The sequence below is a fragment of the Agromyces sp. NPDC055520 genome (genome assembly GCF_053619715.1).
The window spans coordinates 1-26,302 of record NZ_JBSHJY010000045.1 but is presented as its reverse complement, the minus strand read 5'-3'; the positions used below and the strand labels follow the sequence as shown (position 1 = coordinate 26,302).

Annotated in this window: 21 protein-coding genes and 2 tRNA genes; 11 read left to right on the top strand and 12 right to left on the bottom strand. The window is 66.1% G+C overall.

Features of this window, described 5'->3' with window-relative positions; all coding sequences use genetic code 11:
- Nucleotides 1–288 precede the first annotated feature (288 nt).
- Nucleotides 289–1,005, bottom strand: coding sequence for a rhomboid family intramembrane serine protease (locus ACWGST_RS14540; RefSeq protein ID WP_452047376.1), 717 nt, complete (start codon nt 1,003–1,005; stop codon nt 289–291).
- 151 nt (nt 1,006–1,156) lie between these two features.
- On the bottom strand, nt 1,157–1,696 hold the full coding sequence (locus tag ACWGST_RS14535) for a peptidylprolyl isomerase (protein ID WP_452047375.1): 540 nt from the start codon (nt 1,694–1,696) through the stop codon (nt 1,157–1,159).
- Nucleotides 1,697–1,815: 119 nt separating this feature from the next.
- On the opposite strand from ACWGST_RS14535, the gene ACWGST_RS14530 reads away from it, so the two are divergent.
- A complete protein-coding gene (locus tag ACWGST_RS14530) occupies nt 1,816–2,334 on the top strand; it encodes a hypothetical protein (protein WP_452047374.1) in 519 nt (172 codons plus the stop codon).
- Between the two features lie 563 nt (nt 2,335–2,897).
- Nucleotides 2,898–3,149: a hypothetical protein gene (locus ACWGST_RS14525; protein ID WP_452047373.1), complete on the top strand. Its 252-nt coding sequence runs from the start codon at nt 2,898–2,900 to the stop codon at nt 3,147–3,149.
- Between the two features lie 222 nt (nt 3,150–3,371).
- Here ACWGST_RS14525 and ACWGST_RS14520 read toward each other — a convergent pair whose 3' ends face one another.
- A complete protein-coding gene (locus tag ACWGST_RS14520) occupies nt 3,372–3,863 on the bottom strand; it encodes an NUDIX hydrolase (protein ID WP_452047372.1) in 492 nt (163 codons plus the stop codon).
- A 71-nt stretch (nt 3,864–3,934) separates the two neighbouring features.
- On the opposite strand from ACWGST_RS14520, the gene ACWGST_RS14515 reads away from it, so the two are divergent.
- Nucleotides 3,935–5,320 carry a DUF1214 domain-containing protein gene (locus ACWGST_RS14515; protein WP_452047371.1) on the top strand — a complete coding sequence of 462 codons (1,386 nt, stop codon included), beginning with the start codon at nt 3,935–3,937 and terminating at the stop codon, nt 5,318–5,320.
- Between the two features lie 44 nt (nt 5,321–5,364).
- On the opposite strand, the gene ACWGST_RS14510 is transcribed toward ACWGST_RS14515, so the two are convergent.
- The 9 genes from ACWGST_RS14510 to dnaA form a co-directional block, all read right to left on the bottom strand.
- Nucleotides 5,365–5,437 (bottom strand) — tRNA-Ala (locus ACWGST_RS14510).
- 42 nt (nt 5,438–5,479) lie between these two features.
- A tRNA-Ile gene (locus tag ACWGST_RS14505) sits at nt 5,480–5,553 on the bottom strand.
- 65 nt (nt 5,554–5,618) lie between these two features.
- On the bottom strand, nt 5,619–6,023 hold the full coding sequence (locus tag ACWGST_RS14500; protein WP_056654760.1) for a DUF3566 domain-containing protein: 405 nt from the start codon (nt 6,021–6,023) through the stop codon (nt 5,619–5,621).
- A gap of 6 nt (nt 6,024–6,029) precedes the next feature.
- The gene (gene gyrA / locus ACWGST_RS14495) at nt 6,030–8,672 is read right to left on the bottom strand and encodes a DNA gyrase subunit A (RefSeq protein ID WP_452047370.1); all 2,643 of its coding nucleotides are present in this window, start codon (nt 8,670–8,672) and stop codon (nt 6,030–6,032) included.
- Entirely contained in the window at nt 8,662–10,686 is a 2,025-nt protein-coding gene (gene gyrB, locus ACWGST_RS14490) for a DNA topoisomerase (ATP-hydrolyzing) subunit B (RefSeq protein ID WP_452047369.1), read from the bottom strand. The genes gyrA and gyrB overlap by 11 nt, the downstream gene beginning before the upstream one ends.
- 123 nt (nt 10,687–10,809) lie before the next feature.
- Nucleotides 10,810–11,292: a DUF721 domain-containing protein gene (locus ACWGST_RS14485; protein WP_452047368.1), complete on the bottom strand. Its 483-nt coding sequence runs from the start codon at nt 11,290–11,292 to the stop codon at nt 10,810–10,812.
- Entirely contained in the window at nt 11,285–12,535 is a 1,251-nt protein-coding gene (gene recF / locus ACWGST_RS14480) for a DNA replication/repair protein RecF (protein ID WP_452047367.1), read from the bottom strand. The genes ACWGST_RS14485 and recF overlap by 8 nt, the downstream gene beginning before the upstream one ends.
- Nucleotides 12,536–12,679: 144 nt before the next feature.
- Nucleotides 12,680–13,828 (bottom strand): DNA polymerase III subunit beta, encoded by a 1,149-nt coding sequence (gene dnaN / locus ACWGST_RS14475; RefSeq protein WP_452047366.1) that lies wholly within the window; start codon nt 13,826–13,828, stop codon nt 12,680–12,682.
- A gap of 547 nt (nt 13,829–14,375) precedes the next feature.
- Nucleotides 14,376–15,797 carry a chromosomal replication initiator protein DnaA gene (gene dnaA / locus ACWGST_RS14470; RefSeq protein WP_452047365.1) on the bottom strand — a complete coding sequence of 474 codons (1,422 nt, stop codon included), beginning with the start codon at nt 15,795–15,797 and terminating at the stop codon, nt 14,376–14,378.
- A gap of 428 nt (nt 15,798–16,225) precedes the next feature.
- Between dnaA and rpmH the strand changes: the two genes are divergently transcribed.
- The 8 genes from rpmH (at nt 16,226) to ACWGST_RS14430 (ending at nt 26,195) form a co-directional block, all read left to right on the top strand.
- Complete coding sequence (gene rpmH, locus ACWGST_RS14465; RefSeq protein ID WP_022892375.1) at nt 16,226–16,363, top strand: 50S ribosomal protein L34; 138 nt, start codon at nt 16,226–16,228, stop codon at nt 16,361–16,363.
- Between the two features lie 7 nt (nt 16,364–16,370).
- Complete coding sequence (rnpA, locus tag ACWGST_RS14460; protein WP_452047364.1) at nt 16,371–16,739, top strand: ribonuclease P protein component; 369 nt, start codon at nt 16,371–16,373, stop codon at nt 16,737–16,739.
- A 1-nt stretch (nt 16,740) separates the two neighbouring features.
- The gene (gene yidD, locus ACWGST_RS14455; RefSeq protein WP_452047363.1) at nt 16,741–17,175 is read left to right on the top strand and encodes a membrane protein insertion efficiency factor YidD; all 435 of its coding nucleotides are present in this window, start codon (nt 16,741–16,743) and stop codon (nt 17,173–17,175) included.
- Nucleotides 17,176–17,183: 8 nt separating this feature from the next.
- Nucleotides 17,184–18,137 carry a membrane protein insertase YidC gene (gene yidC, locus ACWGST_RS14450; protein WP_452047362.1) on the top strand — a complete coding sequence of 318 codons (954 nt, stop codon included), beginning with the start codon at nt 17,184–17,186 and terminating at the stop codon, nt 18,135–18,137.
- A gap of 4 nt (nt 18,138–18,141) precedes the next feature.
- On the top strand, nt 18,142–18,639 hold the full coding sequence (locus ACWGST_RS14445) for a Jag family protein (RefSeq protein ID WP_452047361.1): 498 nt from the start codon (nt 18,142–18,144) through the stop codon (nt 18,637–18,639).
- Nucleotides 18,640–18,661: 22 nt separating this feature from the next.
- Nucleotides 18,662–19,309: a 16S rRNA (guanine(527)-N(7))-methyltransferase RsmG gene (gene rsmG, locus ACWGST_RS14440; protein WP_452047360.1), complete on the top strand. Its 648-nt coding sequence runs from the start codon at nt 18,662–18,664 to the stop codon at nt 19,307–19,309.
- Nucleotides 19,310–23,094: 3,785 nt separating this feature from the next.
- The gene (locus tag ACWGST_RS14435; RefSeq protein ID WP_452047377.1) at nt 23,095–25,215 is read left to right on the top strand and encodes an AAA family ATPase; all 2,121 of its coding nucleotides are present in this window, start codon (nt 23,095–23,097) and stop codon (nt 25,213–25,215) included.
- The gene (locus ACWGST_RS14430) at nt 25,215–26,195 is read left to right on the top strand and encodes a ParB/RepB/Spo0J family partition protein (protein WP_452047359.1); all 981 of its coding nucleotides are present in this window, start codon (nt 25,215–25,217) and stop codon (nt 26,193–26,195) included. Before ACWGST_RS14435 ends, ACWGST_RS14430 begins: the two co-directional genes overlap by 1 nt.
- Nucleotides 26,196–26,302: the final 107 nt, after the last annotated feature.

Here is a 26,302-nt window from a genome sequence, read left to right as displayed (position 1 = left end):
GCGGCTTCGGCATCGCCTTCGTCGGCTGCCTCATGACGACCCGCTGGCGTTCGCCGGCGCACCAACGATCGACAGGGGGGCGGATGCCGCGGCATCCGCCCCCCTGTCATGTCTGAAACCGGCCCGTCTTGTCTGAAACCGGCGCCGTCGCGCCCGAATCCGGCGCGTGCGATGCGCAGTTGTCCACAGGCTGTGGACAACCTCGAGGGCCCGTGTCCCCCGTAATGACGACAATTACACGCGTGTAACTCTCCCCAGCTGTGGAAAGTGCTGTGGATAACTTCTGGGTCAGAACACCGGCGCGAAGACGAAGTAGCGCATGCTCAACAGCAACAGCACGACCGCCACCGCCACGAGGAGCCAGATCTGCAGCTTCTGCTGTGCCGGCTTGCGGGTCTCGATGTAGATGAACCCGATGAGCGCGCCGACGAGGAGTCCGCCGAGGTGCGCCTGCCAGGCGATGTTGAACCCGGGGATGAACCCGATCACGAGGTTTATGCCGAGCAGCACGAACAATTGCGTCGTCTGCCCGCCGAGACGGCGCTGGATCACCAGGAACGCGCCCATGAGACCGAAGATGGCGCCCGAGGCGCCGACCACGGCCACCCGCGGGTCACCCAGCCAGAGCACGCCGACCGAGCCGCCGAGCCCCGCGATGAGGTACAGCGCGAGGAATCGCCACCGGCCGAGCATGCGCTCGAGCAACTGACCGAAGATCCACAGCGTGTACATGTTGAGCAGCACATGGAAGATCAGACCGGTCGAGTGCACGAAGATCGACGTGAACAGTCGCCACGGCTCGAAGTTGCCGGGCAACGAATAGACGCCGGCATAGAGCAGTCGGTCCGTGATCGCGAGCCCCGGCACGAGTTGCAGCAGGAACACCGCAAACGTGATGCCGATGAGCGCATACGTCACCACCGGCGCTCCGCGCCCGGCGGCCGAGCGCACGCGTGTCAGCACGGCCGGCTTGGTGCGGGGCGCGCTCGCGCGCTGCTCGCGCATGCATTCGGGGCAGATGACCCCGACCGGGGCCTGGGTCTGGCACTCGGGGCAGATCGTGCGCCCGCATCGTTGACAGAGGATGTAGCTCTGTCGATCAGGATGCCGGTAGCAGAAGTTCGCCCGATCAGGCCCCCAGTCGCTCACCCGCGGGTCAGAGCTGCTCGACGGTGACGCTCTCGATGACGATGTCTTCGAGAGGCTTGTCGCGACCGTCGGTCGCCACAGCGGCGAGCTTGTCGACGACGGCCTGGCTCGCGGAGTCGGTCACCTTGCCGAAGATGGAGTGCTTGCCCTGCAGCCACGTCGTGGGGCCGACCGTGATGAAGAACTGCGACCCGTTGGTGCCGCGTCCGCCCTGGATGCCGGCGTTGGCCATGGCGAGCACGTAGGGCTCGGTGAAGTCGAGTTCAGAGGTGATCTCGTCGTCGAACTGGTAGCCGGGGCCGCCGACGCCCTGACCGAGCGGGTCGCCGCCCTGGATCATGAAGCCGGGGATGATGCGGTGGAAGATGACGCCGTCGTAGAGCGGCGCGGTGGACTTCTCGCCGGTGGCGGGGTGGGTCCATTCGATCTCGCCGGTGGCGAGGCCGACGAAGTTCTTGACCGTCTTCGGGGCGTGGTCGCCGTAGAGGTCGACCTTGATCGGTCCGTGGTTGGTGTTGAGCGTCGCGACTGCAGTAGGAATCGGCATCCTCATATTCTGTCACGGGTGGATTCGCCGGACGCCATGCCGTATTCGGACTCCCACCCCGCTTCCAGCTGTTTCGGTGGCAAGATGGAGGGGTTCGCTGCACATCGATGGAGGTCGAGATGAGCCTGTCACGCAAGCGCCGGAAGGAACTCAAGCGACTGCAGAGCAACGCTGGGGAACTCTGGGAGAACCAGCAGCACGTGCTCGAGCACGCCAACGCCGTCGCCCGTGAGGCCAGCCGTCAACTCGGTCACCTCACGCGCGAAGAGGTCGTGCCACGCGTTCGCACCGGGTACGACAGCTACGTGCGCCCCAACGTGCAGCGCGCGAGCACCGTCGCGCGTGCCGCGGGCGACACCATGGAGCGCACCGTGGGCAACGCGCTCGGCTCGGTGCTGTCGATCGGCGACATCGCCAACGACGCCCGGGTGCGCCGCGCCCTCGAGCGCGTCTCGCCGCGTGCGGCCGTCGTCGTCAAGGAGAAGCGCGGGCCGGGCTTCGGCACGTATCTCGCGATCGGCGCCGGCATCCTCGCTGCGGCGGGCGTCGCATACGCCGTCTGGCAGACGTTCCGCGCCGACGACGAGCTGTGGGTCGCCGACGACGAGCCGGCAGCCGGGTCGAGCCCCAGCGCCTGACCCACCCCGCACTTCCCGATGGCCTCGCCTGATCCAGGCGGGGCCATCGGCGTCTCCCGACAGCGCACCTCGCTACGCGGCATCCGCCCCCCGATCTCAGTGCCCACCCTGATTCTCGACGAATCTGTGAAACAGCCTTGCGGTCGACGTGAAAATGCCGCTAGTGTCTTCAATCGGTGTCCAACACGCCAAGCAGAGAGGAGTTGATACCCATGATGAAGCACATCTTCGAGCCGGCATTTACTGCAGCCCACACGGGAGTCCTCCTCGCGCCTCGGGCCTGCTAGCAGTTCGCCCCGACGTCTCGCGCGTTCGCGCCTGACCGTCCACTCCGCCCTTCGGGCGTGACCCAGCGGCATCCGTCGTGCATCCCTTCGCCGACCCGTGCGGTCGGCCGCCGCACCGTCGGCCAGTGGATGTCTCGGGCTCACGCCTGTTCGCCGGTGACGCGAGCAGCACACTCACGTGCTCCAGCGCGCCCCGCTGCCCGTCGCGACCGACGGCGACGCGACCTCGACCCCTCCGACCGCAAACACCCAACCCAACACACAGAAGGAATCACCGTGAATACCAGCACGATCACCGCCGGCCGAGTCTCATCGACTCAGGTCTCCACCCTCCGTGTCGACGCACGACAGCTCCACGAGCGCATCGCACGACGCACCGGCCTCGCGCTCATCGCCTGGGGCCGCCGCCGCGACGAACAGCGCACGCACAGCGCCGTCTCAGAGCGACGCAGGAACGAACTGGCTGCAGCACGCCTGCACGCCGAGGAGTTCCAGCGCATCGCCGTGATCGCGCAGCCGCTGATCTGAGTCGTCATGCGCACCATCATCAGCACCACCTCAGCCAGGCCCCCGCAGGTCGGCGTCGCAGCACGTGCGATTCGCCGGCCCGCGGGGAGCTCGGCCACCCGCGGCCGTGTCGCGAACGGTTCGACCACGTCGGTCGGAACGTCGGCGACACGGCCGCGGGCGCGCGGGCGTGCGCTCTCGCCCGGTTTCTCGACCGCGCTCTCGCCGTCCCGTCGTCGCCCGCTACGCCTGCGCGGCCGGTGGCACTCCGTCGGCCGGCTCGGCCGCGTTCAGCCGCAATGCGATGTCGAGCAGACTCACGCGCTTGAGCCGCGGCACCTCTGCGAGCGCGAACCAGCCGGCCTCGTCGCTCGAACCGTCGACCTCGTTGCGCAGCTCGCCGCCGGTCACGCTCGCCCGGTAGATCACGCGCATCGCATAGAGCGGCGTCGCGCCCGAGTGCCGTTTCGCTGCCGGCACGACCATGGTGTCGATGCCGAGCAGCCGGTCGATGGATGCCTCGTACCCGGTCTCCTCGAAGATCTCGCGCCGCGCCGCTGCCACCGGGTGCTCGGCGTCCTCGATGCCGCCGCCCGGCAAGGTCCACCCCGAGCGACCGTGCTCATTCCAGTGCGAGAGCAGGATCCGCTCGTCGCGGATGATGACCCCGTACGCAGCGATGCGGATGTCCATTGAGACACTGTAGCGGTCGTCGCCCGCGTCGATGCTGGTCACGATTCTGAGGCCGTGAGAAGCTGAGCGTGCGCGAGCGCGACGCCCGCGATCATCGATCGAGGAGGCTCCGCATGGCACCCCGCAACGACTACGAATTCAATGGCGGGTTCCCCACCGATCAGACCATCGCGTCCGCCTACGACGACGCCGACTACGCGCGCGCGATCACCTGCTACAAGCATTTCTTCGCCGCCGTGTCGGGGCTGGCGATCTTCGCCGGCACCCGGGCCGTGGGTGTGGAGCCCAACCGGGTGTTCGGCACGATGGACACCCGGCCGGGTCAGGTCGGATTCACGCTGAACTCCGATACCCCGTATGCGCCGGTGCTGATCGACGTCACCGCAGGTCCGCTCGTGGTGGTCATTCCGCCGGGGCCGATCGTGGGTGCCGCGTTGAACGTCGACCAGAGCTGGATCGCCGACCTTGGCATCCCCGGGCCGGACGCCGGCAAGGGTGGCCGGCACGTGTTCCTGCCCGCTGCCTACGACGGCGAGCTGCCGCACGACGGCTTCGTGCATCAGGCCCTCGGCAACCGCGTCGTGGTGGGGTTGCGGGCCATCCCGCAGCACGGCGACGTCGATGCCGCCGTCGAGTTGCTCAGGTCCGTGCGCGTGGTTCCGCTGCACGATGATGCCGCCTGGCAGCAGCCCACGTGGATCGAGCTGACCGGGATCCCTCAAGACACCACGCCGTCGTCCGTGCAGGGCACCCTCGAGTACTGGCGCCTCGTGCACGACTACGTCAGCACGGAACCCGTACACGCCGGCGATCGCGCGTACATCGGCGAGCTCGCCGTGCTCGGGATCCGTGCGGACGCCCCCTTCGAGCCCGACGACCGGATGACCCGCATCCTCACCGAAGCAGCCGAAGACGCGGATGCGCAACTCCGGGTGCAGTCGCTGGCGGACCGCCGCCCGGATCGGGTGGTCTGGCCGGAGCGGCACTGGGAATGGGTGACCCTGCGTCCCGAAAACGCCGACTTCGAGATCGACGGACGTGTCGACGTCGACGCACGGGAGACCTGGTTCTTCCAGGCCATCGCGACTTCACCGGTGATGTTCCGCCGACAGGCCGGCACCGGTTCGCTCTACTGGTTCGTCGCCCGCGATGCCGCCGACATGTACCTCGACGGCGGCCGCTCGTACCGACTCCGGGTACCTCTGCCGGTTCCGGCTGGCTTGTTCTGGTCGCTCACGGTCTACGACGCCCAGACCCGCTCGCAGATCGACACCCCGCAAGGCGCCGCCGCGGTCAGGTCGCTGTTCGAACTCGACGGCAAGCTCGACGCCGACCACGTCGACATCGCCTTCGGTCCCGAGCAGGGGGACGCCGACGCGGCTGCGTGGGTGCAGACCCTCCCGGGGCGCGGATGGTTCGCGTACTTCCGCATCTACGGCCCCACACCCGCCGCATTCGACGGGACCTGGAAACTCGACGACGTCACCATGATCGACTGAACACGGGCGCGTCGGCGCCGGCGGTTCGACGTGTCTGAAAACTGTGGAGCCTAGGAGATTCGAACTCCTGACATCCTGCTTGCAAAGCAGGCGCTCTACCAACTGAGCTAAGGCCCCGAACGGATGCCGAAGCATCCAAGGTTATGGAATTGTACGGAGTGGGGATACGAGGACTTGAACCTCGGACCTCTTCGTTATCAGCGAAGCGCTCTAACCGCCTGAGCTATATCCCCGAATTTCGGCCAGAGGAAACACTACCGGACGTGCCGGAAATCTCCGAATCGGGCCGAGGGCGGCGTCAGTTGTTGGTGAACCCGACGAGGATGCCGCCCGTGATCTTGACGCTCAGGTTGTAGAGCACCGCGATGATCGCCCCGAGTGCTGTGGTGACGACGAGGTTCAGCAGCGCCGCCACGACGGCGAAGCCCATCACATTGCCGAGCGACAGGATCGACGTCAGGTCGCCGCCGGCGCCCGCCACGTCTTGCACGAGCTCGTTGATCTTCTGGAAGATGCCGGTCGAGTTCAGCACCGTGTAGATGAGGAACGTCGCGACGATGCTCACGACCGCGAGGCACACGGCGACGAGGAACGACAGCTTCACCGCCGACCAGAAATCGATGTAGACCAGGCGAAGGCGCACCTGCTTGGCAGGGGTCTTGCGGTTGGACTTGCGGGCCAGCTTCTCGGCGACGCTACTCATGTAGGGTTACTCCTCTCGCGCGGGCTCGGCCGCTTCGGACTCTGCGGCCTCCTCCACGAGATTCCGTTCGGAATTCTTCGCGATGGCGATGATCCGGTCGTCGTTCGCGAACTTCGCGAACACGACGCCCATCGTGTCCCTGCCCTTGGCGGGAACCTCGGCGACGTCAGAGCGTACCACCTTGCCGCTGGCAAGAACCACAAGCACCTCGTCGTCGGTTCCGACGATCAGGGCGCCGGCGAGATCGCCGCGATCTTCGCTCAGCTTCGCCACCTTGATGCCGAGACCGCCGCGATTCTGCAGGCGGTACTGGTCGACCGCGGTGCGCTTGGCGTAGCCGCCCTCGGTGACCACGAAGACGAACCGTGCGTCGTCGGCGACACTGTCTGCCACGCCGGAATCGCCGGAATCGCCGGCGCCGTCGGCCACGTCAGGCGCATCGGCCACGTCGAGCGCTTCACCCAGCGAGCCGGCGACGACGGATGCCTCGAGCAACTGGTCGCCCGATCGGAACGACATGCCCTTGACACCCGAGGTCGAGCGGCCCATGGGCCGGAGCGCCTCGTCGGTCGCCGCGAAGCGCAGGGACATGCCCTTCTTCGAGACCAGCAGGATCTCGTCGTCTTCATCGGCGAGCATCGCCGAGACGAGCTCGTCGCCCTCGCGCAGGTTGATCGCGATGACGCCGCGCGAGCGGTTGGTGTCGTATGCCGTGAGCTCGGTCTTCTTGACGAGGCCGTCGCGGGTGGCGAGCACGAGGTACTGCGCCACGCCGTAGTCGCGGATGTCGAGGATCTCGGCGATCTGCTCGTCGGGCTGCATCTCGAGCAGGTTCGCGACGTGCTGGCCCTTCGCGTCGCGGCCGGCCTCCTGGATCTCGTACGCCTTCGCCCGATAGACACGGCCCATGTTCGTGAAGAACAGCAGCCAGTGGTGCGTCGTGGTGACGAAGAAGTGCTCGACGACGTCGTCGGCGCGCAGCTGCGCACCCTTGACGCCCTTGCCGCCGCGGTGCTGCGATCGGTAGTTGTCGCTGCGCGTGCGCTTGACGTAGCCGCCGCGTGTGACGGTGACCACCATCTCCTCCTCGGGGATGAGGTCTTCGACCGACATGTCGCCGTCGTAGCCCGGCAGGATGTGCGTGCGACGGTCGTCGCCGTACTTCGCGACGATCTCGGCGAGTTCGTTGGAGACGATCGTGCGCTGGCGCTCGGGCGAGGCGAGGATCGACTCGTAGTCGGCGATCAGCAGGGCGAGCTCTTCGGCCTCGTCCACGATCTTCTGCCGCTCCAGAGCGGCGAGACGGCGCAGCTGCAGCTCGAGGATCGCCTTCGCCTGCAGCTCGTCGATGACGAGCAGCTCGATGAGGCCGTCGCGGGCCTCTTCGACGGTGGGTGAGCGGCGGATGAGGGCGATGACCTCGTCGAGGGCGTCGAGGGCCTTGAGGTAGGCGCGCAGGATGTGCATGCGGGCCTCGGCCTCGCGCAGCAGGTACTGCGTGCGGCGCACGATCACTTCGATCTGGTGGTCGACCCAGTGCGCGATGAACCCGTCGATCGAGAGGGTGCGCGGCACCCCGTCGACGATCGCGAGCATGTTCGCGCCGAAATTCTCTTGCAGCGAGGTGTGCTTGTACAGGTTGTTGAGCACGACCTTCGCGACCGCATCGCGCTTCAGCACGATCACGAGGCGCTGGCCGGTGCGGCCCGAGGTCTCGTCGCGGATGTCGGCGATGCCGCCGACCTTGCCGTCTTTGACGAGGTCGGCGATCTTGATCGCGAGGTTGTCGGGGTTGACCTGGTAGGGCAGTTCGGTCACGACGAGACAGGTGCGACCCTGCAGCTCTTCGACCGAGACGACTGCGCGCATCGTGATCGAGCCGCGGCCGGTGCGGTAGGCGTCGTTGATGCCCTTGACCCCGAGAATCTGCGCGCCGGTCGGGAAGTCGGGTCCCTTGATGCGCTGAATCAACGCTTCCTGCAGTTCTTCTCTGGATGCCTCGGGGTGCTCGAGATACCACTGGGCGCCCGATGCCACCTCGCGCAGGTTGTGCGGCGGGATGTTCGTCGCCATACCGACCGCGATGCCGACCGAGCCGTTGACGAGCAGGTTCGGGAACCGCGCCGGCAGGATCGACGGCTCTCGCGTGCGACCGTCGTAGTTGTCCTGGAAGTCGACGGTGTCTTTCTCGATGTCGCGCACCATCTCGAGCGCGAGCGGAGCCATCTTGGTCTCGGTGTATCGAGGGGCGGCGGCACCGTCGTTGCCGGGTGAACCGAAGTTGCCCTGGCCGAGCGCGAGCGGGTAGCGCAGGCTCCACGGCTGCACGAGACGCACGAGGGCGTCGTAGATCGCCGTGTCGCCGTGCGGGTGGAACTGGCCCATGACGTCGCCGACGACACGGGCGCACTTCGAGAACGCGCGGTCGGGGCGGTAGCCGCCGTCGTACATCGCGTAGATGACGCGGCGGTGCACGGGCTTCAGGCCGTCGCGCACGTCGGGCAGCGCGCGCCCGACGATGACGCTCATCGCGTAGTCGAGGTACGAGCGCTGCATCTCGAGCTGCAGATCGACCTGGTCGATGCGGCCGTGGATGCCGGGGCCGTCGCCGTTGCCTTCGCCGCCCGGGTTGATCACATCAGATGTCAAGGAAACGCACGTCCTTCGCGTTCTTCTGGATGAAGTTGCGGCGGCTCTCGACATCTTCGCCCATCAGGGTCGAGAAGATCTCGTCGGCGGCGGCCGCGTCGTCCATGGTGACCTGCAGCAGCGTGCGGGTCTCGGGGTTCATCGTGGTCTCCCACAGCTCTTGGTGGTTCATCTCGCCGAGACCCTTGTAGCGCTGCACCCCGTTGTCTTTCGGGATGCGCTTGCCGGCCGCGACGCCCGCCGTGAGCAGTGCGTCGCGCTCCTTGTCGGAGTAGACGTACTCGTGCTCGGCGTTCGTCCACTTGAGCCGGTAGAGCGGCGGCTGCGCGAGGTACACGTAGCCGAGCTCGATGAGCGGACGCATGTACCGGAACAGCAGGGTCAGCAGCAGCGTCGTGATGTGCTGGCCGTCGACGTCGGCGTCGGCCATGAGCACGATCTTGTGGTACCTGGCCTTCTCGGGGTTGAAGTCTTCACCGATGCCGGCGCCGAACGCCGTGATCATGGCCTGCACCTCGTTGTTGGCGAGGGCACGGTCGAGGCGGGCCTTCTCGACGTTGAGGATCTTTCCGCGAAGCGGCAGGATCGCCTGCGTCTCGGGGTTGCGGCCCTGCACGGCGGAGCCGCCGGCCGAGTCGCCCTCGACGATGAAGATCTCTGAGACCGAGGGGTCTTTCGACGAGCAGTCCTTCAGCTTGCCGGGCATGCCGCCCGACTCGAGCAGGCCCTTGCGCCGTGTCGCTTCACGCGCTTTGCGCGCCGCGATACGGGCGGTCGCCGCCTGGATCGCCTTGCGGATGATGTCTCGCGCCACAGTGGGGTTGCGCTCGAACCAGTCGCCGAGCTGATCGGCGGTGACCTTCTGCACGAACGACTTCGCCTCGGTGTTGCCGAGCTTCGTCTTCGTCTGGCCCTCGAACTGCGGTTCGGCGAGCTTCACCGAGATGACGGCGGTCAGGCCCTCGCGCACATCGTCGCCGGAGAGGTTGTCGTCCTTCTCCTTGATGATGCCCTTCTCGCGGGCGTACTTGTTGACGAGGGTCGTGAGTGCGGCGCGGAAGCCCTCTTCGTGGGTGCCGCCCTCGTGGGTGTTGATCGTGTTCGCGTAGGTGTGCACCGACTCGGTGTACGACGTCGTCCACTGCATCGCGACCTCGAGGGCGATCTTGCGATCGGTGTCCTCCGACTCGAAGGAGATGATCTCTTCGTTGACGAGATCGGACTTCTTCGAACGGTTGAGGTACTCGACGTAGTCGACGAGGCCCCGCTCGTAGAGGAACGTGTCGGTGCGAGGGCCGGGAGCCGCGGCATCCGCCTCGCTCGTCGCCGTGTCGTGTGGGTCGATCTCGACGTGACCGACGCGCTCGTCGGTGAGGGTGATGCGCAGGCCCTTGTTGAGGAAGGCCATCTGCTGGAAGCGGCTGCGCAGGGTCTCGTAGTCGAACTCGACGGTCTCGAAGATGTCGGGCGTCGGCCAGAACGTCGTCGTCGTGCCGGTGACCGAGTCGGGGATCGACTCGTCTTTCGAGAGCGGTGCGTCGGGCACGCCGAGATGGTAGGTCTGACGCCAGATGTGGCCCTGCCGGCGCACCTCGACCTCGAAGCGAGACGAGAGCGCGTTCACGACCGAGGCGCCGACGCCGTGCAGACCGCCCGAGACCGCGTAGCCGCCGCCGCCGAACTTGCCGCCGGCGTGCAGCACGGTGTGGATGACCTCGACGGCGGAGCGGCCCTCGGTCTTGTGGATGTCGACCGGCATGCCGCGCCCGTCGTCGACGACGCGCACACCGCCGTCGGGAAGAATCGTCACGTCGATCGTGGTGGCATGGCCCGCAAGCGCCTCGTCGACCGAGTTGTCGACGATCTCGGAGACGAGATGGTGCAGGCCCCTCGGGCCCGTCGAGCCGATGTACATACCCGGCCGCTTGCGAACCGCTTCGAGGCCCTCGAGGACTTGAATCTCATCAGCACCGTAAGCCGGTGACTGCTGGGCCTTCTTCGGTTCCGCTGTCATGTGTGAATCGGGCTCCTGACCGTCATTCTGGCGACTCTCGATCCTATCAAATCGAGGGTCGCCGCAAAGCTCGAAGCGCCGATCTGGGGCGATATCAGCTTCGAAGTGACCGAATTTGCCTGCCTAGCCGTAGGTATCGCGTGGACCGCGCCCTGGAACCGATCTAGGGCCCTTTTTCCAGGTAGGGGCATCCGGCCCTTGAAAGCGGATCGTGTCGACACCGGCCCCGGGGAACCTCTTCGTGATCTCGGTGACGATCTGCGTGCGCATCATGCGCAGTTGCGTCGCCCACGCCGTCGACTCGCAGCGCACCTGCAGCACCCCGCCCTCGATCGCGATCGGTTCGGAGTGCCGCGCCGTCTCTTCGCCCGCGATGTCGGCCCATGAGGCGAGCACGTCGTGCTGCGAGAGAGGGCCGTTCCAGCCGAGCTGCGAGCTCAGTGAATCGATCGTGTCGGCGAGCGGTTTCGGGTCGCGGCCCGGGCTGAACGGCTCGCTGCCGGATGCCTCGCGCGTGCGCACTCGGCCTGGGCGACCAGTACGCGTGCGTGGCTCGCCGCCGAAGATCTCACGGAAGTGCTGGTAGACGCGGGATGCCTCAGACATCGGCCACCTCTGCTTCGGTGCCCGCGGTCGCGGTGGCTCTTACGGTCGCTGCCGCTGCGCCGGGTGATTCGGGCTCTGTCGACGAGCCCTCGACGATGCGCCCGCCCTCGATGTGGACGATGCGTGCAACGAGCGGAGCCGGCACGTCTTCGAGCACGGCCGCCGTCACGAGCACCTGTTCGAACCCCGAGATCGCCTGCGCCAGCCGCTCGCGGCGCAGCCGGTCGAGTTCGGCGAACACATCGTCGAGCACGAGCACCGGATCCCCGGTCGTCGAATCGCGTCGCAACAGCTCGGCCGACGCCAAGCGCAGGGCGAGCGCGAACGACCACGATTCGCCGTGACTCGCGTATCCCTTCGCCGGCAGCCCGTTGAGCAGGAGCACGACGTCGTCGCGATGCGGCCCGACGAGCGTGACGCCGCGCTCGAGCTCTTTCGAGCGCAGCGCACGCAATGCCTCGGCGAAGCGTTCACGGGTGCCGGCCGTCGGTTCGGCCGTTCGGGCGCTCTGGGCGTCGTCTCGCGGTTCGGCATCGGGATCTGCGCCGTCGATCGAGAGCGACGGCGTCATCCCCGGACCGTGATCCTCGTCGACGATCGCCCGGTACGCCGCGGCCAATGGCGCTCGCAGTTCGTCGATGAGCGAGAGCCGCTGATCGATGAGCTCCGCGCCGAGCGCGACCAGCCGTTCGTCCCAGATGTCGAGGGTGGTCAACTTGTCGACCGCGAGCCCGCGGGCCCTGGCGCTCTTCAGCAGCGAGTTGCGCTGCTTGAGCACGCGGTCGTAGTCGGCCATGACGCCCGCGAGTCGGGGCGTGCGCTGCACGAGCAGCTCGTCGAGCAGGCGCCGGCGCACCGAGGGCTCGCCGCGTACGATCGCCAGGTCTTCGGGAGCGAAGAGCACGCTGTGCGCGTAGCGCGGCAGCTCACGCGTCTTCACCGCCGATCGGTTCAGTTGCGCCCGATTGGCGCCCTGCCGGTTGAGTTGCAGTTCGACGAGCAGCTCACGATCGCCGTGCGCGAGCAGCGCACGTACGATCGCGGCATCGGCGCCGGCCCTGATGAGCGCCTGATCACCCGTGACACGGTGCGAGCCGAGCGTCGCGAGGTAGCCGATCGCCTCGACGAGGTTGGTCTTGCCCTGCCCGTTGCGGCCGACGAGCACCGTCGCGCCCGGACCGAGCTCGAGTTCGGCGCGCGCGTAGTTGCGGTAGTCGGTCAACGAGAGCCGGACGACGTGCACGCAGGGCTCCCTTCAGCAACGAGGCATCCGGATGCCCCGGAGCGATCGAATCCCACCCTGCTCACGCTACCCCGCACGGCCGACACCCCGCCCACGGTGGTCGAGGAGCGAGCGAAGCGAGCGTATCGAGACCCGGTGGCCCGGTCAGCGCAGCAGCAGGTTGGGCTGCAGCAGGTAACGGTAGCTGTCGGCGCCGGCCTGCTCGCGCGACGACTGGCTCGTGATGAGCACTGGGCCCGGCTTGTTCGGGTTCTCGGTCTTCGTGAACGAGACGCGCACGAACTCCGAGTGCACGGCGCCGAGGCCGTCGAGCAGGAACTGCGGCTTGAGCGACACGACCGTGTCGTCGCCCGTAAGGATGGCGTCGATCGACTCGGAAGCCTGGGCCTGCTCGCTGCCGATCGCCTCGAGGGTGAGCCCGTCGGCCGTGAACGTGTAACGCAGGGCGGCTTCGCGCTCGAGCACGAGGGCGACACGACGAGTCGCCTCGATGAGCTCTGCCGTGTTGACGACCGCGTAGTTGTCGACCGTCTCGGGGAAGAGCCGTCGCACGGGCGGGAAGTTGCCCTTGATGAGCAGTGACGTCACCGTCTTCTTCTCGGCGCTGAAGGCGATGAGTTCGCGGTCGTCGCGGCTCGTGATCGAGACCGAGATCGTGCCCGAGTGACCGAAGGTCTTGCCGACCTCTTGCAGCGTGCGGGCCGGTACGAGGGCCGTGACCGACTCTTCGCTCGCGACGTTGCCGCCGTCCCAGTCGAGTTCGCGCACCGCGACACGGTAGCGGTCGGTCGCGACGAGGCTGAGGTTGTTCTCGCGCACCTCGAGTTGCACTCCCGTGATGACGGGCGTCACGTCGTCGCGCGACGCGGCGACGGCGACCTGAGCGACGGCGGATGCGAACTCCTCGGCCGGTACGACGCCCGACTGTTCGCCGATCTCGGGAATGGAGGGGTACTCCTCGACCGGCATCGACAACAACGTGAAGCTCGCGGAACCGCAACTGACCGAGATGCGACTCTCTTCGGTCGACACGCGTACGGGTGCGTTCGGCAGACGGCCGGCGATCTCGGCGAGGAGGCGACCGGAGACGAGCACGGTGCCCTGCTCTTCGACGTCGGCCTGGATCTCGGTCTGCGAGGAGACCTCGTAATCGAACGAGGAGAGTACGAGACCGTCGGCGTTCGCCTGGATGAGCACGCCCGACAGGATCGGCAGCGTGGTGCGCTGTGGCAGCAGCTTGACGGCGAATGAAACGGCTTCACTGAAGACGTCGCGGTTGACCTGGAACTTCACGGTTCTCCCGTCGTGGATGTCGCTGAGGTGGCTCCCATGCTATCCGCAGTGATCGTTTCGAGGCGGGCGATTCGTGCCCGCCGCAGATCGCCCTCGAAACGTCGCTCGAGGCCCGCCGATCTTCGAGGTTGTGGGAATCCCTGCTTAAACCCTTAACTCTTAACAGTGTTAACCGCTGTGGAAACTGTGGATGGTGTTCTGAGACCCGCGGAACGACGCCGAAGTCGGGGCAATCGATCTGTGCACAGTGTGTGGGTTCACGAGTGGATGCTGCGGCGCGATGCCGAACACTGGACACCGTTGTGCACAGGCAGGCGCGCTGTCTCAACAGGCGCTGGGCGGTTGCTCGTTAACAATCCACAGGTTCTCCACAACTGTGGGAATCGGGTCGCAGAGGCGTGCAGAGGCGCTGCAGACCCCGTTTCGGCGGTCGGGCAGGCGCGCCGGCGCCGCCTTGCCGGTGGTCGAGTAGGCGCGCCGGCGCCGCCTCGCCGGTGGTCGAGTAGGCGCGCCGGCGCCGTATCGAGACCTGCGCCTGACTCGAAACTCAGCGGTAGCGGCTGACCTGCTTGATGCGTGCCGTGAGCTCGGTGACCTGGTTGTAGATCGACCGCCGCTCTTTCATGAGCTCCGAGATCTTCTTGTTCGCGTACATGACCGTCGTGTGGTCGCGATTGCCGAAGAGCTGGCCGATCTTCGGCAGCGACAGGCTCGTGAGCTCACGGCAGAGATACATCGCGATCTGACGAGCGGTGGCCACGGCCTGCGACCGGCTCGAACCGTAGAGGTCGTCGACGGTCAGCTTGAAGTAGTCGGCTGTCGCGGTGATGATGTCCACCGGCGCGACCACATTGTCCGAGTCATCCGTGATCAGGTCTTTCAACACCGTCTGCACGAGCGGCATGTCGACCGGGGTGCGATTCAAGCTCGCGAACGCCGTGACACGGATGAGGGTGCCCTCGAGCTCGCGGATGTTCGACGAGACCTTCGACGCCATGTACTCGAGGATGTCGTCGGGCACCTGGAGGCGTTCGGACTGCGCCTTCTTGCGCAGGATCGCGATGCGCGTCTCGAGGTCGGGCGCCTGCACGTCGGTGATGAGGCCCCACTCGAAGCGGCTGCGCATACGGTCTTCGAACCCCGTGAGGTGCTTCGGCGGCACATCGCTCGTGATCACGACCTGCTTGTTGTGGTCGTGCAGCGTGTTGAAGGTGTGGAAGAAGGCCTCTTGCGTCTCGGCCTTGCCCTGCAGGAACTGGATGTCGTCGATCAGCAGGATGTCGATGTTGCGGTACCGCTGCTGGAAGAGGGATCCGCGGTTGTTGGCGATCGAGTTGATGAAATCGTTCGTGAATTCTTCGGATGACACGTACCGCACGCGGATGCCGGGATACAGGCTCATCGCGTAGTGGCCGATGGCGTGCAGCAGGTGGGTCTTGCCCAGACCCGAGTCGCCGTAGATGAAGAGCGGGTTGTAGGCCTTCGCCGGCGCCTCGGCCACAGCGACCGCGGCCGCGTGCGCGAAACGGTTCGACTGGCCGATGACGAAGCTGTCGAACGCGTACTTCGGATTCAGCCGGGTGTCGCGCGAGGCGACGGGGCTCGTGTTCTCGAACACCGACTGCGGGGAGGCGGGCATTTCGACCGGATCGAGCATCTCGTCGACGAACGGCGACTGCGGCTCGGGCGCCCGTGCCTCTTCGAGTTCGGGATTCACCACGACGTAGAAGGAGGTAACCGGCGACGGTGCCTCGACCACGCTCATCGCCGAGAGCAGCGAGACCCGCATGCGCTGATTGAGCATGCTCGCGGTGAAGTCGTTCGGCACCTCGAGGTAGAAGGTTCCCGCTGCGATGCCCTTGGGCTCGACCAGGTTCAGGAATCCCTGGAGCATCGGAGTGATCGCGTCGTCGTCTGACAGCCGATCGAGGATCGTCGCCCACGTATCCGTGATGGGCTGTTCCGTCATCGTTCCCCACAATCATTCGTTGCCGTCGTCTGGCCGCTCATCGATCCCCCGATCGACGGAGCAAGCGGCGCGAGGCGGGTGTTCACAAGGTTGTCCACGGCCTGTGGGGAGATTTCGGAAGAAGCCCGAGAATCCGCGCACCAGGCTGGGGATAACTGGTGTCAAACGCTATCCGAGGAACCGCCTCCCGACAAATGCCGATTGAGGGATTCGACAGTGCCGGCGTGTCGTTCCACAGGCGATCCCGAGGTTCGGACGATACTGTCTCTTTTGAACTGCGCCGGTCGAGACTCTGTTCGGTTTGACCCCGAGGCCTCGAGGCCGTAGTTTTAATCAGTTGACCCCAGCCCGTCACGGGCACCCAGTTTTCCCGCCTTCACGCAAACCAGCGAAATTCGGCGAGGAGATCCGAACGCCGGAGAAGAAGAATGAGCAAGCGTACTTTCCAGCCGAACAACCGTCGTCGCGCCAAGAAGCACGGCTTCCGCCTTCGCATGCGCACCCGCGCCGGCCGTGCCATCCTGTCGGCACGCCGGGGCAAGGGTCGCACCGAGCTCTCCGCGTAGTTCTTCGGTGCTCGCCAAAGCCAATCGCATCACGAGCGCCGACGACTACCGAGTCATCGTGCGCCGAGGTGCGAAGGTCGCCGGTGCCCACACCGTGAGCTATGTGCGCTCACGGGAGTCGGGCACCGACGCACGCTTCGGCTTCATCGTCTCGAAGAAGGTCGGCGGCGCCGTTCGCCGCAATCTCGTGCGCCGTCGCTTGAAGGCGGTCTGCCACGAGGCGCTCGACGACGGCATCACCGACGTCGATGTCGTCGTGCGGGCACTGCCCTCCGCGTCCGACGCAGATTGGACGGAGCTTCGCGCCGAGGTCCTCGGCGCGCTCCATCGCCGACGCGCACGATCGTCGTCGGCACCTCAGGAGAAGGGCGAATAGCGTGAAGAACGCCGCCCTGTTCGCCGCACTCATCCCCCGCAACCTCGGGGTTCTTCTCCTCCGCGGCTATCGAGCCGCGATTTCTCCGCTGTACGGCGACGTCTGCCGGTACTACCCGTCGTGCTCGGCCTACGGGCTCGGTTCTGTGCAGCAGCGCGGCCTCCTCGTCGGCTCCGCACTCACGGCGTGGCGCATCCTCCGGTGCAACCCCTGGACGGACGGCGGCATCGACGACGTCCGCGCCGCGAGGCACTCCCGGTATCGCATCACTCGCTTCGGGTGGGTCATCCCCGCCGGGTGGGCGGATGCCGCGACATCCACTGCACTCGGTGCCGGCCACGACCGCCACGTCCACGCCGAGGGTGCCGTCGGCCACGTGGCATCCGTCGACGCCGGGCTCTCGCTCTCCTCCCCCACCATGTCCCGGAAGGACTGACCCACCCAATGCCAGATATCATCAGCCTGGTTCTCTGGCCCATCAAATGGGTCATCGAGCTGATCCTCGTCGCATTCCACTCGATGTGGACGTTCTTCGGCCTCGACCCCGACGCCGGTCTGACGTGGGTACTGTCGATCGTCGGCCTCGTCATCGTCGTGCGCGCAGCGCTCATCCCGATCTTCGTCAAGCAGATCAAGAGCCAGCGCCGCATGCTCGAGGTCGCGCCGCAGCTGAAGAAGATCCAAGACAAGTACAAGGGCAAGAAAGACCAGTTCTCGCGCGAGGCGATGTCGCGCGAGACCATGGACCTGTACAAGAAGACGGGCACCAACCCGCTCTCCTCGTGCCTGCCGCTGCTGCTGCAGATGCCGATCTTCTTCGGTCTGTTCTCGGTGCTCAACGACGCGCAGCACGACAAGGCGGGCGTCGGCGTGTTCACGCAGGAACTCGCGAACTCGTTCGCGAACTCCGAGATTCTCGGCGCGCCCCTCAAGGGCACGTTCATCGGTGCGATGAATGGTGAGTACCCCTGGCAGGTCATGGCGATCGCCGCGACGATGATCGTGCTGATGACCGCATCGCAGTTCATCACCCAGCTGCAGATCGTCTCGAAGAACATGTCGCCCGAGACCAAGGCGAGCCCGATGTTCCGCCAGCAGCGCATCATGCTCTACCTGCTCCCCCTCGTCTTCGCGTTCTCTGGTGTCGCCTTCCCGATCGGCGTCATGTTCTACTGGCTCGTCTCGAACTTCTGGACGATGGGTCAGCAGTTCGTGGTCATCCGCAACATGCCGACACCCGGCAGCGAGGCCGCGAAGGCCCGTGAAGAGCGCCTCGCCCGTAAAGGCAAGCTCGTGGTCGAAGAGAAGACCGAAGCAGCGATCGAGTCGCCCGAGGCGAAGAAGACGCAGCGTCAGCAGCCCGTGAGCAAGGCTCGCGCCAAGAAGCAGGGGAAGTAGACCCATGACCGACGTTCAGCACGACACCACCGACCGCTCCAGCTCGCAGCTCGAAGAAGAGGGCGACATCGCGGCCGACTACATCGAAGAGCTCCTCGACATCATGGATCTCGATGGTGATATCGACATCGACGCCCGCAACGGCCGTGCCTACGTCTCGGTGAACGCCGGTGAGGGCGCCAACCTCAACCTGCTCGCGAAGCCCGAAACGGTGAGCGCCTTCCAGGAGTTGACGCGTCTCGCCGTGCAGACGAAGACCGGCGCGTTCTCGCGACTGATCCTCGACATCGGCGGTTCACGCGACGCGCGTCGCGACGAGCTCGCCGGCCTCGTCGAGCGTGCCGCCGAGCGGCTCGAGGGTGGAGCGGCCGAGGCGTCGCTTCCTCCCATGTCGTCGTACGAGCGCAAGCTCGTGCACGACCTGGTGGCGGAGCGCGGACTGCACTCGGAGTCCCGTGGCGAAGGCTCCGACCGGCACACGGTCATCACTCGCGTTGGCTGACGCCGGCGTTTCACGTGAAACGATGAACGACGCACCTGGAGTCACGGCCGCAGTCGAGCCCGAGCCCGCAGCCGCCGTCGCGCTCTTCGGCGAGCACATCGAGCGCGGTCGGGCTTTCGCGAACGCGCTCGCTCGACACGGTGAGGAGCTCGGGCTGATCGGTCCGCTCGAATTGCCTCGTCTCTGGACTCGCCACATTCTGAACAGCGCCCTGGTCGCGCCGCTACTGCGGCCAGGTCGTGTGGGCGACGTCGGTTCCGGCGCCGGGCTGCCTGGCATCGTGTTGGCCATCATGCGACCGGATGTCTCGTTCACCCTGATCGAGCCGATGGAACGACGTGTTGCCTGGCTCGAGCGTCAAGCCGACGAACTCGGTCTATCGAACGTGACCGTGGTACGTGCGCGGGCCGAGGAGTCGAAGCTCTTCGATTCACTCGATCAGGTCACGGCCCGCGCCGTGAGTGCGCTTCGCACGTTGATTCCCGTGACCGCTCCCCTGTTGCGGCCGGGTGGCGAGCTCGTACTGATGAAGGGCGCCGGGGTCGACGGCGAGATCGGTGCGGCCGAGAAGGCCATCCGCAAGTACCACCTGCACGACATCGAGGTGCTCGTGCTCGGTGAAGGAGTCGTCTCCGAGGTCACCAGAGTCTTCCGCGCCACCGTCCGTTGAGTTCTCCTGTCGTTGGTGTGTGACGGCGACACCCGGGTTGCGGCGGGACGGTCGGGCGCGGCCGGGCTTTCGGCGCTGACGAGCCCGAAGTCGGCGCACCGCGCGAAGAGGTCTGTGCGCGTGCATCGGCGCAATCGACGTCGGCGCTGACGCAGCGGACCTGATGAGGCGCTCCCTCCGAGCGGCTCGGTAGCGTGTGCTCGCGGGCGCCGCAGGAGCCGCGGGATTGGTGGGCATCGAGGTTCGGGTGTCTCGAGGGGTGATCTCTTCACCGAATCCACCTGCGCCGAACCGCCGCTCGGCCGGGATGCGCCCGAGCGGGAGAGGCCACTGTTCATCGTGTCCTACCGACTGAGGCCCGAGGCTTGGAATGTCGAAGCGCCGCCCCACGTCGTTCGCTGCATGGCACAGCCATGCCCGTGCGGGCAGAGCCCGCAGAGCGAAGCACCGTCACCGCCGCCGGCCTGATCGACGAGCCGCACCTCGAGGTCGTCACGATCGTGCTCGGATCGGGCCAGCGCCAGTTCGGGTCCCGTTCAGCGCTCGTTCGGGGCCGTTCGGGCACAGCATGCGTTGGAGGATCCTGCCCGAGTGACTCAAGCAACCGACCGATGCACGTTCAGTGTCGGGTGTGCCAACGGGTCTGAATGATCGAGTACACGCGAGCGCACGCCGATCACTTCTGGTTGGTTGCATCACTTCCCTGCTCGCGCGGCGCTTTCGCGTGGCAGCTGTATGCACGGAGGTCGCTCACTGATTCCGTACTCGTCTCGCCTCTTCAGCGGATTGAATCCTCGAACGCGTCGCGGATCGAATCCTCCGGCACGACGTCTGCACCAACCGCGAGTTCCCACCCTCCTCCTCGTGGATGGACTACCCCTGCGACTTGTCGGGTGCGACGTGTCTCCGAATGCGCGACCCGGTTCGGGCGGGCATGGTCTCCGCTCGTATGCGGGTGATCTCAGCTGTCAGGCGATCAGCGATCGCAGCACCGATCTCGATGACGCGCGTTCTGCATGATCATGGTGCGATGGGTATCGACGGTGCCGATTGGCGGCTGTGTCGTGATTGCCCAGGTGTCTGCGCGGTGAGCCGTGACCGTGTGCGACGTGACCAACCCATGGACGTCAACGCCACCCCGCCCGGTTGAGCCTTTGGGTGTTGAGACCTACTCCAACGGAGCGAACCGATCCGCTCTCTCGACCACATTGACTGGCTGACCCGGCGGGCGCGTCCCTGCCGACTCCCCCGTTCTGTCTTCGGTCTCGGCTATGTATTCCCGCACGTTGGCGACGTCGCAAGGATCGACCGCAACGTTGCACCGGCTGCGTCTACGACTGACGGAGGAGGCCTTTGGCGTGGCTCGATTGCTTCTTCGGTTTCACGTGAAACATCGGGCGACGGGATGTTGCCCAGATCAGCGCGCCGTGTCCGCGCTGACACCATCGCAGTATCGGTATCGGTATCGGTCTCGGCGTCGTCGTCTGCTCTGGTGTTGACGACTCAGGTCGACCCTCTACGCGGCGCGTGGGTCGGCATCGCCTGGTTCCGTTGGGATCTGGTCTCCGTTCCTGCTGACGGCTCTCGCACAGGACACACGCAAATGCAGCGGACCGGCGAGCCCTCGCTCGAGGGCTGCGTCGAGCATGTTGCAGCACGGCTCACCACTGCTCCGTTTCACGTGAAACGATGCTCTGTGAGATTGCTACCGGTGACGTTCGTGGGCGGCCCGTGGTGTTCGAGACGAGCGGATCTCGTCGGACCACACGCATGGCTTGTCGCACCATCCGTTCATGGGAATCAGGGGTTCCTTTCGTGTGGTTGCGCGGATGCACACCCGGGCTGGATGAGACAGGCCCACGTGCTGCGACGACGTCGCGGGCTCGGAGACGACCCTCAGTGTTCGTCAGCTGCATTCGGGTGATCGCGAGATTGAGAGCCTGGCAACCCCCGGTCGATGTGATCGAAGCCACGCGTTTCACGTGAAACATGTGCTCTCGTGATGGGCCTGCAGGGGTGGTGCGGGGGCGGCTGGATTCCCTTCGACAGCGGCGCCAATTGATGCACTTGTCGCGAGACGGAGGTGAGAAGGTGCCGATGGCAGAGGGCACCGGTACGACAGTGGGTGTGCTGTGCGATCTGAAGGAGGCGGCGGTCGGCGGGGTGATGGCTTCCGTTCACGGGTTCGGGTGAAGCCGGGATCGGATGGATCCCTCCGCCGGGCGACCATTCGGTGTACTCGTCGCGACCGCGACAGGGAGATGAGGCGGCGCCGCCCTGCTGGGGGCACCGGTACGACAGTGCTCGTGCTGTGCAATCAGAAGGAGGCGGCCGGCGGGGCGATCGTTCCGGCTCCGGGGCTCAGGTGAAGCGGCGCCTCACATCGTCCCACCTCACTGCGTGGTGCGACCGTGCTCGTCACGCAGACGGTGACGCGCGCCTCTCCGTTGCTGCTGTGGTCGTCGGTTTGAGAGTGCTGCGAGGGGCCGCGGTGGGCCCCGCGGTCATCGCCGTCGTTCCGTGCATGTGAAGAGCTGGTTCAGGTGAACGCCATCGTTCGCTCGCGGTACGCGATCGACGTGCCAGTGCAGGTCGCCGACTGCTGCAGCCGATGTGGCCGGCGCCTCGATGGGTTGAGGCCCAAGGTGATCGCGACGGCGCTGACATCGAAGAGGCCGCGAGGCTGATGAGGACGATGACGACAAACGGCGAGATGGCGCCGATCACAGCGACGTGACGATGATACGGATGACCGCGACTCGACGTGACCAGGGGGCGATGGCACCGCTGGCGGTTGCCGAAAGAGACCATGAGACTGGTGAGTTGAAGACTCGCTGAGAATGGGTGATCGGACGAGAACCGGGAACTCCCTCGAGGCGAGATCGCGAACGCGGTGACCCACGTCGGTCAAAAGGGCGGTGGCTCCCGCGTATCGACGGTGACCCACGTGAGCCATGAGAACGGTGGCTCCCGCGGATCGGCGGTGACGCGGGAGGTATCCGAGGGATTGGCTCGAGGCGACCCGGAGGGCGTGAACGGAGGATGCCTGAGTGGGAAATTCGAGGGCCGCCCGATGGGCGCCATTGGTCCACGCGAAGATGCGACCCATCCTGAATCAGATGTCCAACACCAAGCAGTCGGTGGCCCGATGCGAGGACGGATACGGTGAAGTGGGCACGTCTCGGGCGCGCCCGTTGAGGTCACGCCTGGGAATCGATGGACTCAGAAGCAGCCGGCGACTGCGACCCGGAACCCACGTTTCACGTGAAACATCGGGCCACCGAGTCGATGGGAGCTTGGTGATGGTGACACGGGTACGGCCGCGCGCTTCTTGGTCATCCCCTGAAGCGATGGATCCACGCCGAGATGGCGGAAGAGCACCCAGAACCCGGTGTTTCACGTGAAACGATGACGGGCTGAGCCGCGAGAGGTTGGGCTCCGGGGCTCCCCCAATGGTCACCCATCAGCCCAGCACCGAGTGGGGCTCGAGCGCGTGATGCCTGCCAAAGTCGACACCCGCCCTTCGCCGCGAGGCATCTTTGGAGCAAGCGCACCGGGCGCCTGAAGAGTCACCGTTCCGCTCGAAGCGCACGGGCGAGACCTCCTCATCGAGCCCGGTGGATCCCCGGACAGGTCCTCTACACCGGACATTCGGCCTCGATCTCGCCGAGTTCGCTCGTCTTCGACTTGAGAGTCGGTCCCGACGGTTAGGCTTGACTCTCGGATCGAGGCAATCGCACGGGCACGTCGAATTGATCGAATACCAACGATTTGGAGCAGTCGGCATGGCACAGGGCGGGGGACGTGGATGGTTTCATCGCAAGCGCCCTCAGCCCGATGCTGAAGAGCCGATCGGTGGCACCACGCACTCGAAGGCGGCACCGCCGCCCACACCCGACGCCGCACATTCCGACTCGCAGCGTCAAGTCGGTACGGCCGCGCAGGACCCGGTGATCTCCGAGTGGAGCCCCGAATCCCGTGCGGTCACGGCGATCAACTCCAACACACCGCTCTCGACAGTCGATCCGTCCGTACCGGACCCGAGCGCAGTCGTCCCGGCGCAGCCATGGACTGAGCCTCCCGGGGCTCCGACTGCCGGCGTCGCCGCGAACGAAGGTTCTGTCGTGAACCAGGGCTCTTCGACTGATGCGGATCCCACGACGGACGGGACGATGCATCCGCGAGCGACGACGCCATCGACTTCGACGAACGATGCATCCAATCCCACCTCCGCGTCGATCGACGACTCGGCGACAATCGCCGGGCCGGGTGGATCGAACCTCGATTTGCACGACGCACGACCACCGATCGAACAGCGAGTACCGCGTGGGATCGACTGGGATGCGGCGACGGCAGCTGCGCTGAGTGATGACGATGCCGCCGTCGGCTCGGCTGCAGGGATTCATCCGGCGACGCCCGACCGGCTGCTTGAAGACCTGATCCGTGAGATCGTCGGCGACGCCACAGCCGAAACAGCCTCGGCCCTGCATCCCGTGCGCCCCTCAGTCGCCCGCGCAAGCGCACAGGCGAACAGCTCCATACCAACCGACGTCGCTCCGAACGCCGTCGCCCCGGAGGCCATCGCGCGCGAAACGGGCATCGACGAAGTACCGAACGAGACGACGCAGACCTCGCACTCCGTGAGCTCAGCAACAGGCTCTGCGATCGAACCCCAGAGCGAAAGCACTTCCGCACCAGTACGGCCCGACGACCGACAGCCGGACGACGCGCAGCACGAATCGGGAGCGCGGCTGGGTGAGGCGTCAGCTGATGAGTGGGCATCGAATCCCGTGAACTCCCCGCACGCGACCGCACCGGGGGCGCCCATCGCACCGCCAACGACCGACGCAGTAGCCGCACCGGCTATGTCACAGACCCCACCCGCCGGGCCAGTCGGGTCGGCCCCTGAGATGCACCTGGCACCCGATGCGTCGCAGGCGCCCGGCCAAGTCCATGCTCCCATCACTCCCCCAGTACCAACCGAAGCCCCTGATGTTTCACGTGAAACATCGTCAGATCACGGAGGAACTCCCCTGGCTTACGAACTCGCCGACGAGACTCGTCGACGCATGGCTCTTGATGAAGCGGTCCTCCCCTTGCCGCCTTCGACTCGTGTGCTCACGATCTCCAACCAGAAGGGCGGCGTCGGCAAGACGACGACCGCCGTGAATCTCGCTGCCGGGCTCGCGCGCGCCGGCGCGCGCGTGCTGGTGATCGATCTGGACCCACAAGGCAATGCGTCGACGGCGCTCGGCGTCGATCACCGCTCGGAGCGCAAGAGCGTGTACGAGGTGCTCGTCTCCGACGTCTCGCTCGCCGACGTCGTGCAGCGGTCCACCGAGCACGAGCTCCTCGATTGCGTGCCGGCGACCATTCATCTCGCCGGTGCCGAGATCGAACTCGTCTCCCTCGTCGCCCGCGAGCAGCGCCTTCGCCGAGCACTCGACGCCCACCTCGCTTCGATGGATCACCCCTACGACTACGTCTTCATCGACTGCCCACCGTCGCTCGGGCTGCTGACGATCAACGCGTTCGTGGCCGCCCGCGAGGTGCTGATCCCCATCCAGTGCGAGTACTACGCGCTCGAAGGACTCTCGCAGCTGCTCAGCAACATCGAGCTGATCGAGAAGCACCTCAACCCCGAACTGCGACTCTCCACGATTCTGCTGACGATGTACGACTCGCGCACCAACCTCGCCCAGCAGGTCGCACAAGAGGTTCGCGACCACTTCCCCGCACAGACGCTCGATACGATCATCCCGCGTTCCGTTCGTGTCTCCGAGGCACCGAGCTACGGGCAGAGCGTGATCAGCTACGACTACGGGTCGACTGGATCACTGTCATATCGAGAGGCTGCCGCCGAGATCGCCCGTCGCGGCGCTGCAACACCCGAGGAGTCGAACTGATGGCAACGAAACGAACCGGGCTCGGGCGCGGAATCGGCGCGCTGATCCCGAGTGGTGACGACAGCATGCGAGCCCGCCCCGTCGATGTGTTCTTCCCCGACTCCGACACACGGCAGACCACGGCGGTCGCCGTCGTGGAGGAAGCGGCTGCGGCCGAAGGGCTCATCTCCGTACCCGGAGCCCACCTCGCGCACCTCGATCCGAACGACATCGTGCCCAACGCGCACCAGCCGCGCAGTGTCTTCGACCCTGATGACCTCGCTGAACTCGTGCACAGCGTTCGCGAGTTCGGCGTGCTGCAGCCGATCGTCGTTCGACGCCACCCCGAGCTTGCGGGCAAGTACGAACTCGTCATGGGTGAGCGCCGGCTCCGCGCCACCAAAGCAGCCGGGCTCGACAGCATTCCCGCTGTCGTGAAAGACACGGCGAACGAAGACATGCTGCGCGATGCGCTGCTCGAGAACCTGCATCGCTCGCAACTGAACCCGTTGGAGGAGGCATCGGCGTACCAGCAGCTGCTCGCCGACTTCGGCATCACCCAAGAAGAACTGGCCTCGAGGATCGGCAGGTCGCGCCCGCAGATCTCGAACACGCTCCGCCTCCTGCGGCTTCCCGAGGCGGTGCAACTCCGGGTCGCGGCCGGCGTGCTGAGCGCCGGCCACGCACGGGCGATCCTGTCGATCGGAGACGACGCCGCAGCGATGCAGCGCTTCGCCGACAAGATCGTGAACGAGGAGCTCTCGGTGCGCGCCGCCGAAGCTGTGGCGACCATGGAGCCCAAGACCACTCGACCGAAGCCCGCGGCGGGCAAACGCCAGGACTTTCTCGAAGACCTGGCGACTCGACTCGGCGACCGGCTGAACACGCGCGTGAAGATCGCGCTCGGGGCGAGAAAAGGCCAGATCACCGTTGATTTCGCAACGGTTCAGGATTTGCGCCGAATCCTGACGGAACTCGGCGAGAATCTCGATGGCGTGTAGTCGCCGCGAACCTGAGAATCGCTCCTGACCAACTCAAATCAGCCGATTCGCGGTGACCGAAACGCTCTGTACAGACCAGCACAAGAGCGTCGGCCCGATCGGGCCGA

Bases quoted from the DNA above. Each gene is read 5' to 3' on its own strand.
- ACWGST_RS14430 (WP_452047359.1), top strand. From the start codon at position 25,215: ATGGCAACGAAACGAACCGGGCTCGGGCGCGGAATCGGCGCGCTGATC.
- gyrB (WP_452047369.1), bottom strand. From the start codon at position 10,686: ATGACAGCGGAACCGAAGAAGGCCCAGCAGTCACCGGCTTACGGTGCT.
- ACWGST_RS14500 (WP_056654760.1), bottom strand. From the start codon at position 6,023: ATGAGTAGCGTCGCCGAGAAGCTGGCCCGCAAGTCCAACCGCAAGACC.
- yidC (WP_452047362.1), top strand. From the start codon at position 17,184: ATGCCAGATATCATCAGCCTGGTTCTCTGGCCCATCAAATGGGTCATC.
- ACWGST_RS14540 (WP_452047376.1), bottom strand. From the start codon at position 1,005: ATGCGCGAGCAGCGCGCGAGCGCGCCCCGCACCAAGCCGGCCGTGCTG.
- rpmH (WP_022892375.1), top strand. From the start codon at position 16,226: ATGAGCAAGCGTACTTTCCAGCCGAACAACCGTCGTCGCGCCAAGAAG.
- rsmG (WP_452047360.1), top strand. From the start codon at position 18,662: ATGAACGACGCACCTGGAGTCACGGCCGCAGTCGAGCCCGAGCCCGCA.
- ACWGST_RS14530 (WP_452047374.1), top strand. From the start codon at position 1,816: ATGAGCCTGTCACGCAAGCGCCGGAAGGAACTCAAGCGACTGCAGAGC.
- dnaA (WP_452047365.1), bottom strand. From the start codon at position 15,797: ATGACGGAACAGCCCATCACGGATACGTGGGCGACGATCCTCGATCGG.
- ACWGST_RS14515 (WP_452047371.1), top strand. From the start codon at position 3,935: ATGGCACCCCGCAACGACTACGAATTCAATGGCGGGTTCCCCACCGAT.
- ACWGST_RS14535 (WP_452047375.1), bottom strand. From the start codon at position 1,696: ATGCCGATTCCTACTGCAGTCGCGACGCTCAACACCAACCACGGACCG.
- ACWGST_RS14435 (WP_452047377.1), top strand. From the start codon at position 23,095: ATGGCACAGGGCGGGGGACGTGGATGGTTTCATCGCAAGCGCCCTCAG.
- ACWGST_RS14485 (WP_452047368.1), bottom strand. From the start codon at position 11,292: ATGTCTGAGGCATCCCGCGTCTACCAGCACTTCCGTGAGATCTTCGGC.
- ACWGST_RS14445 (WP_452047361.1), top strand. From the start codon at position 18,142: ATGACCGACGTTCAGCACGACACCACCGACCGCTCCAGCTCGCAGCTC.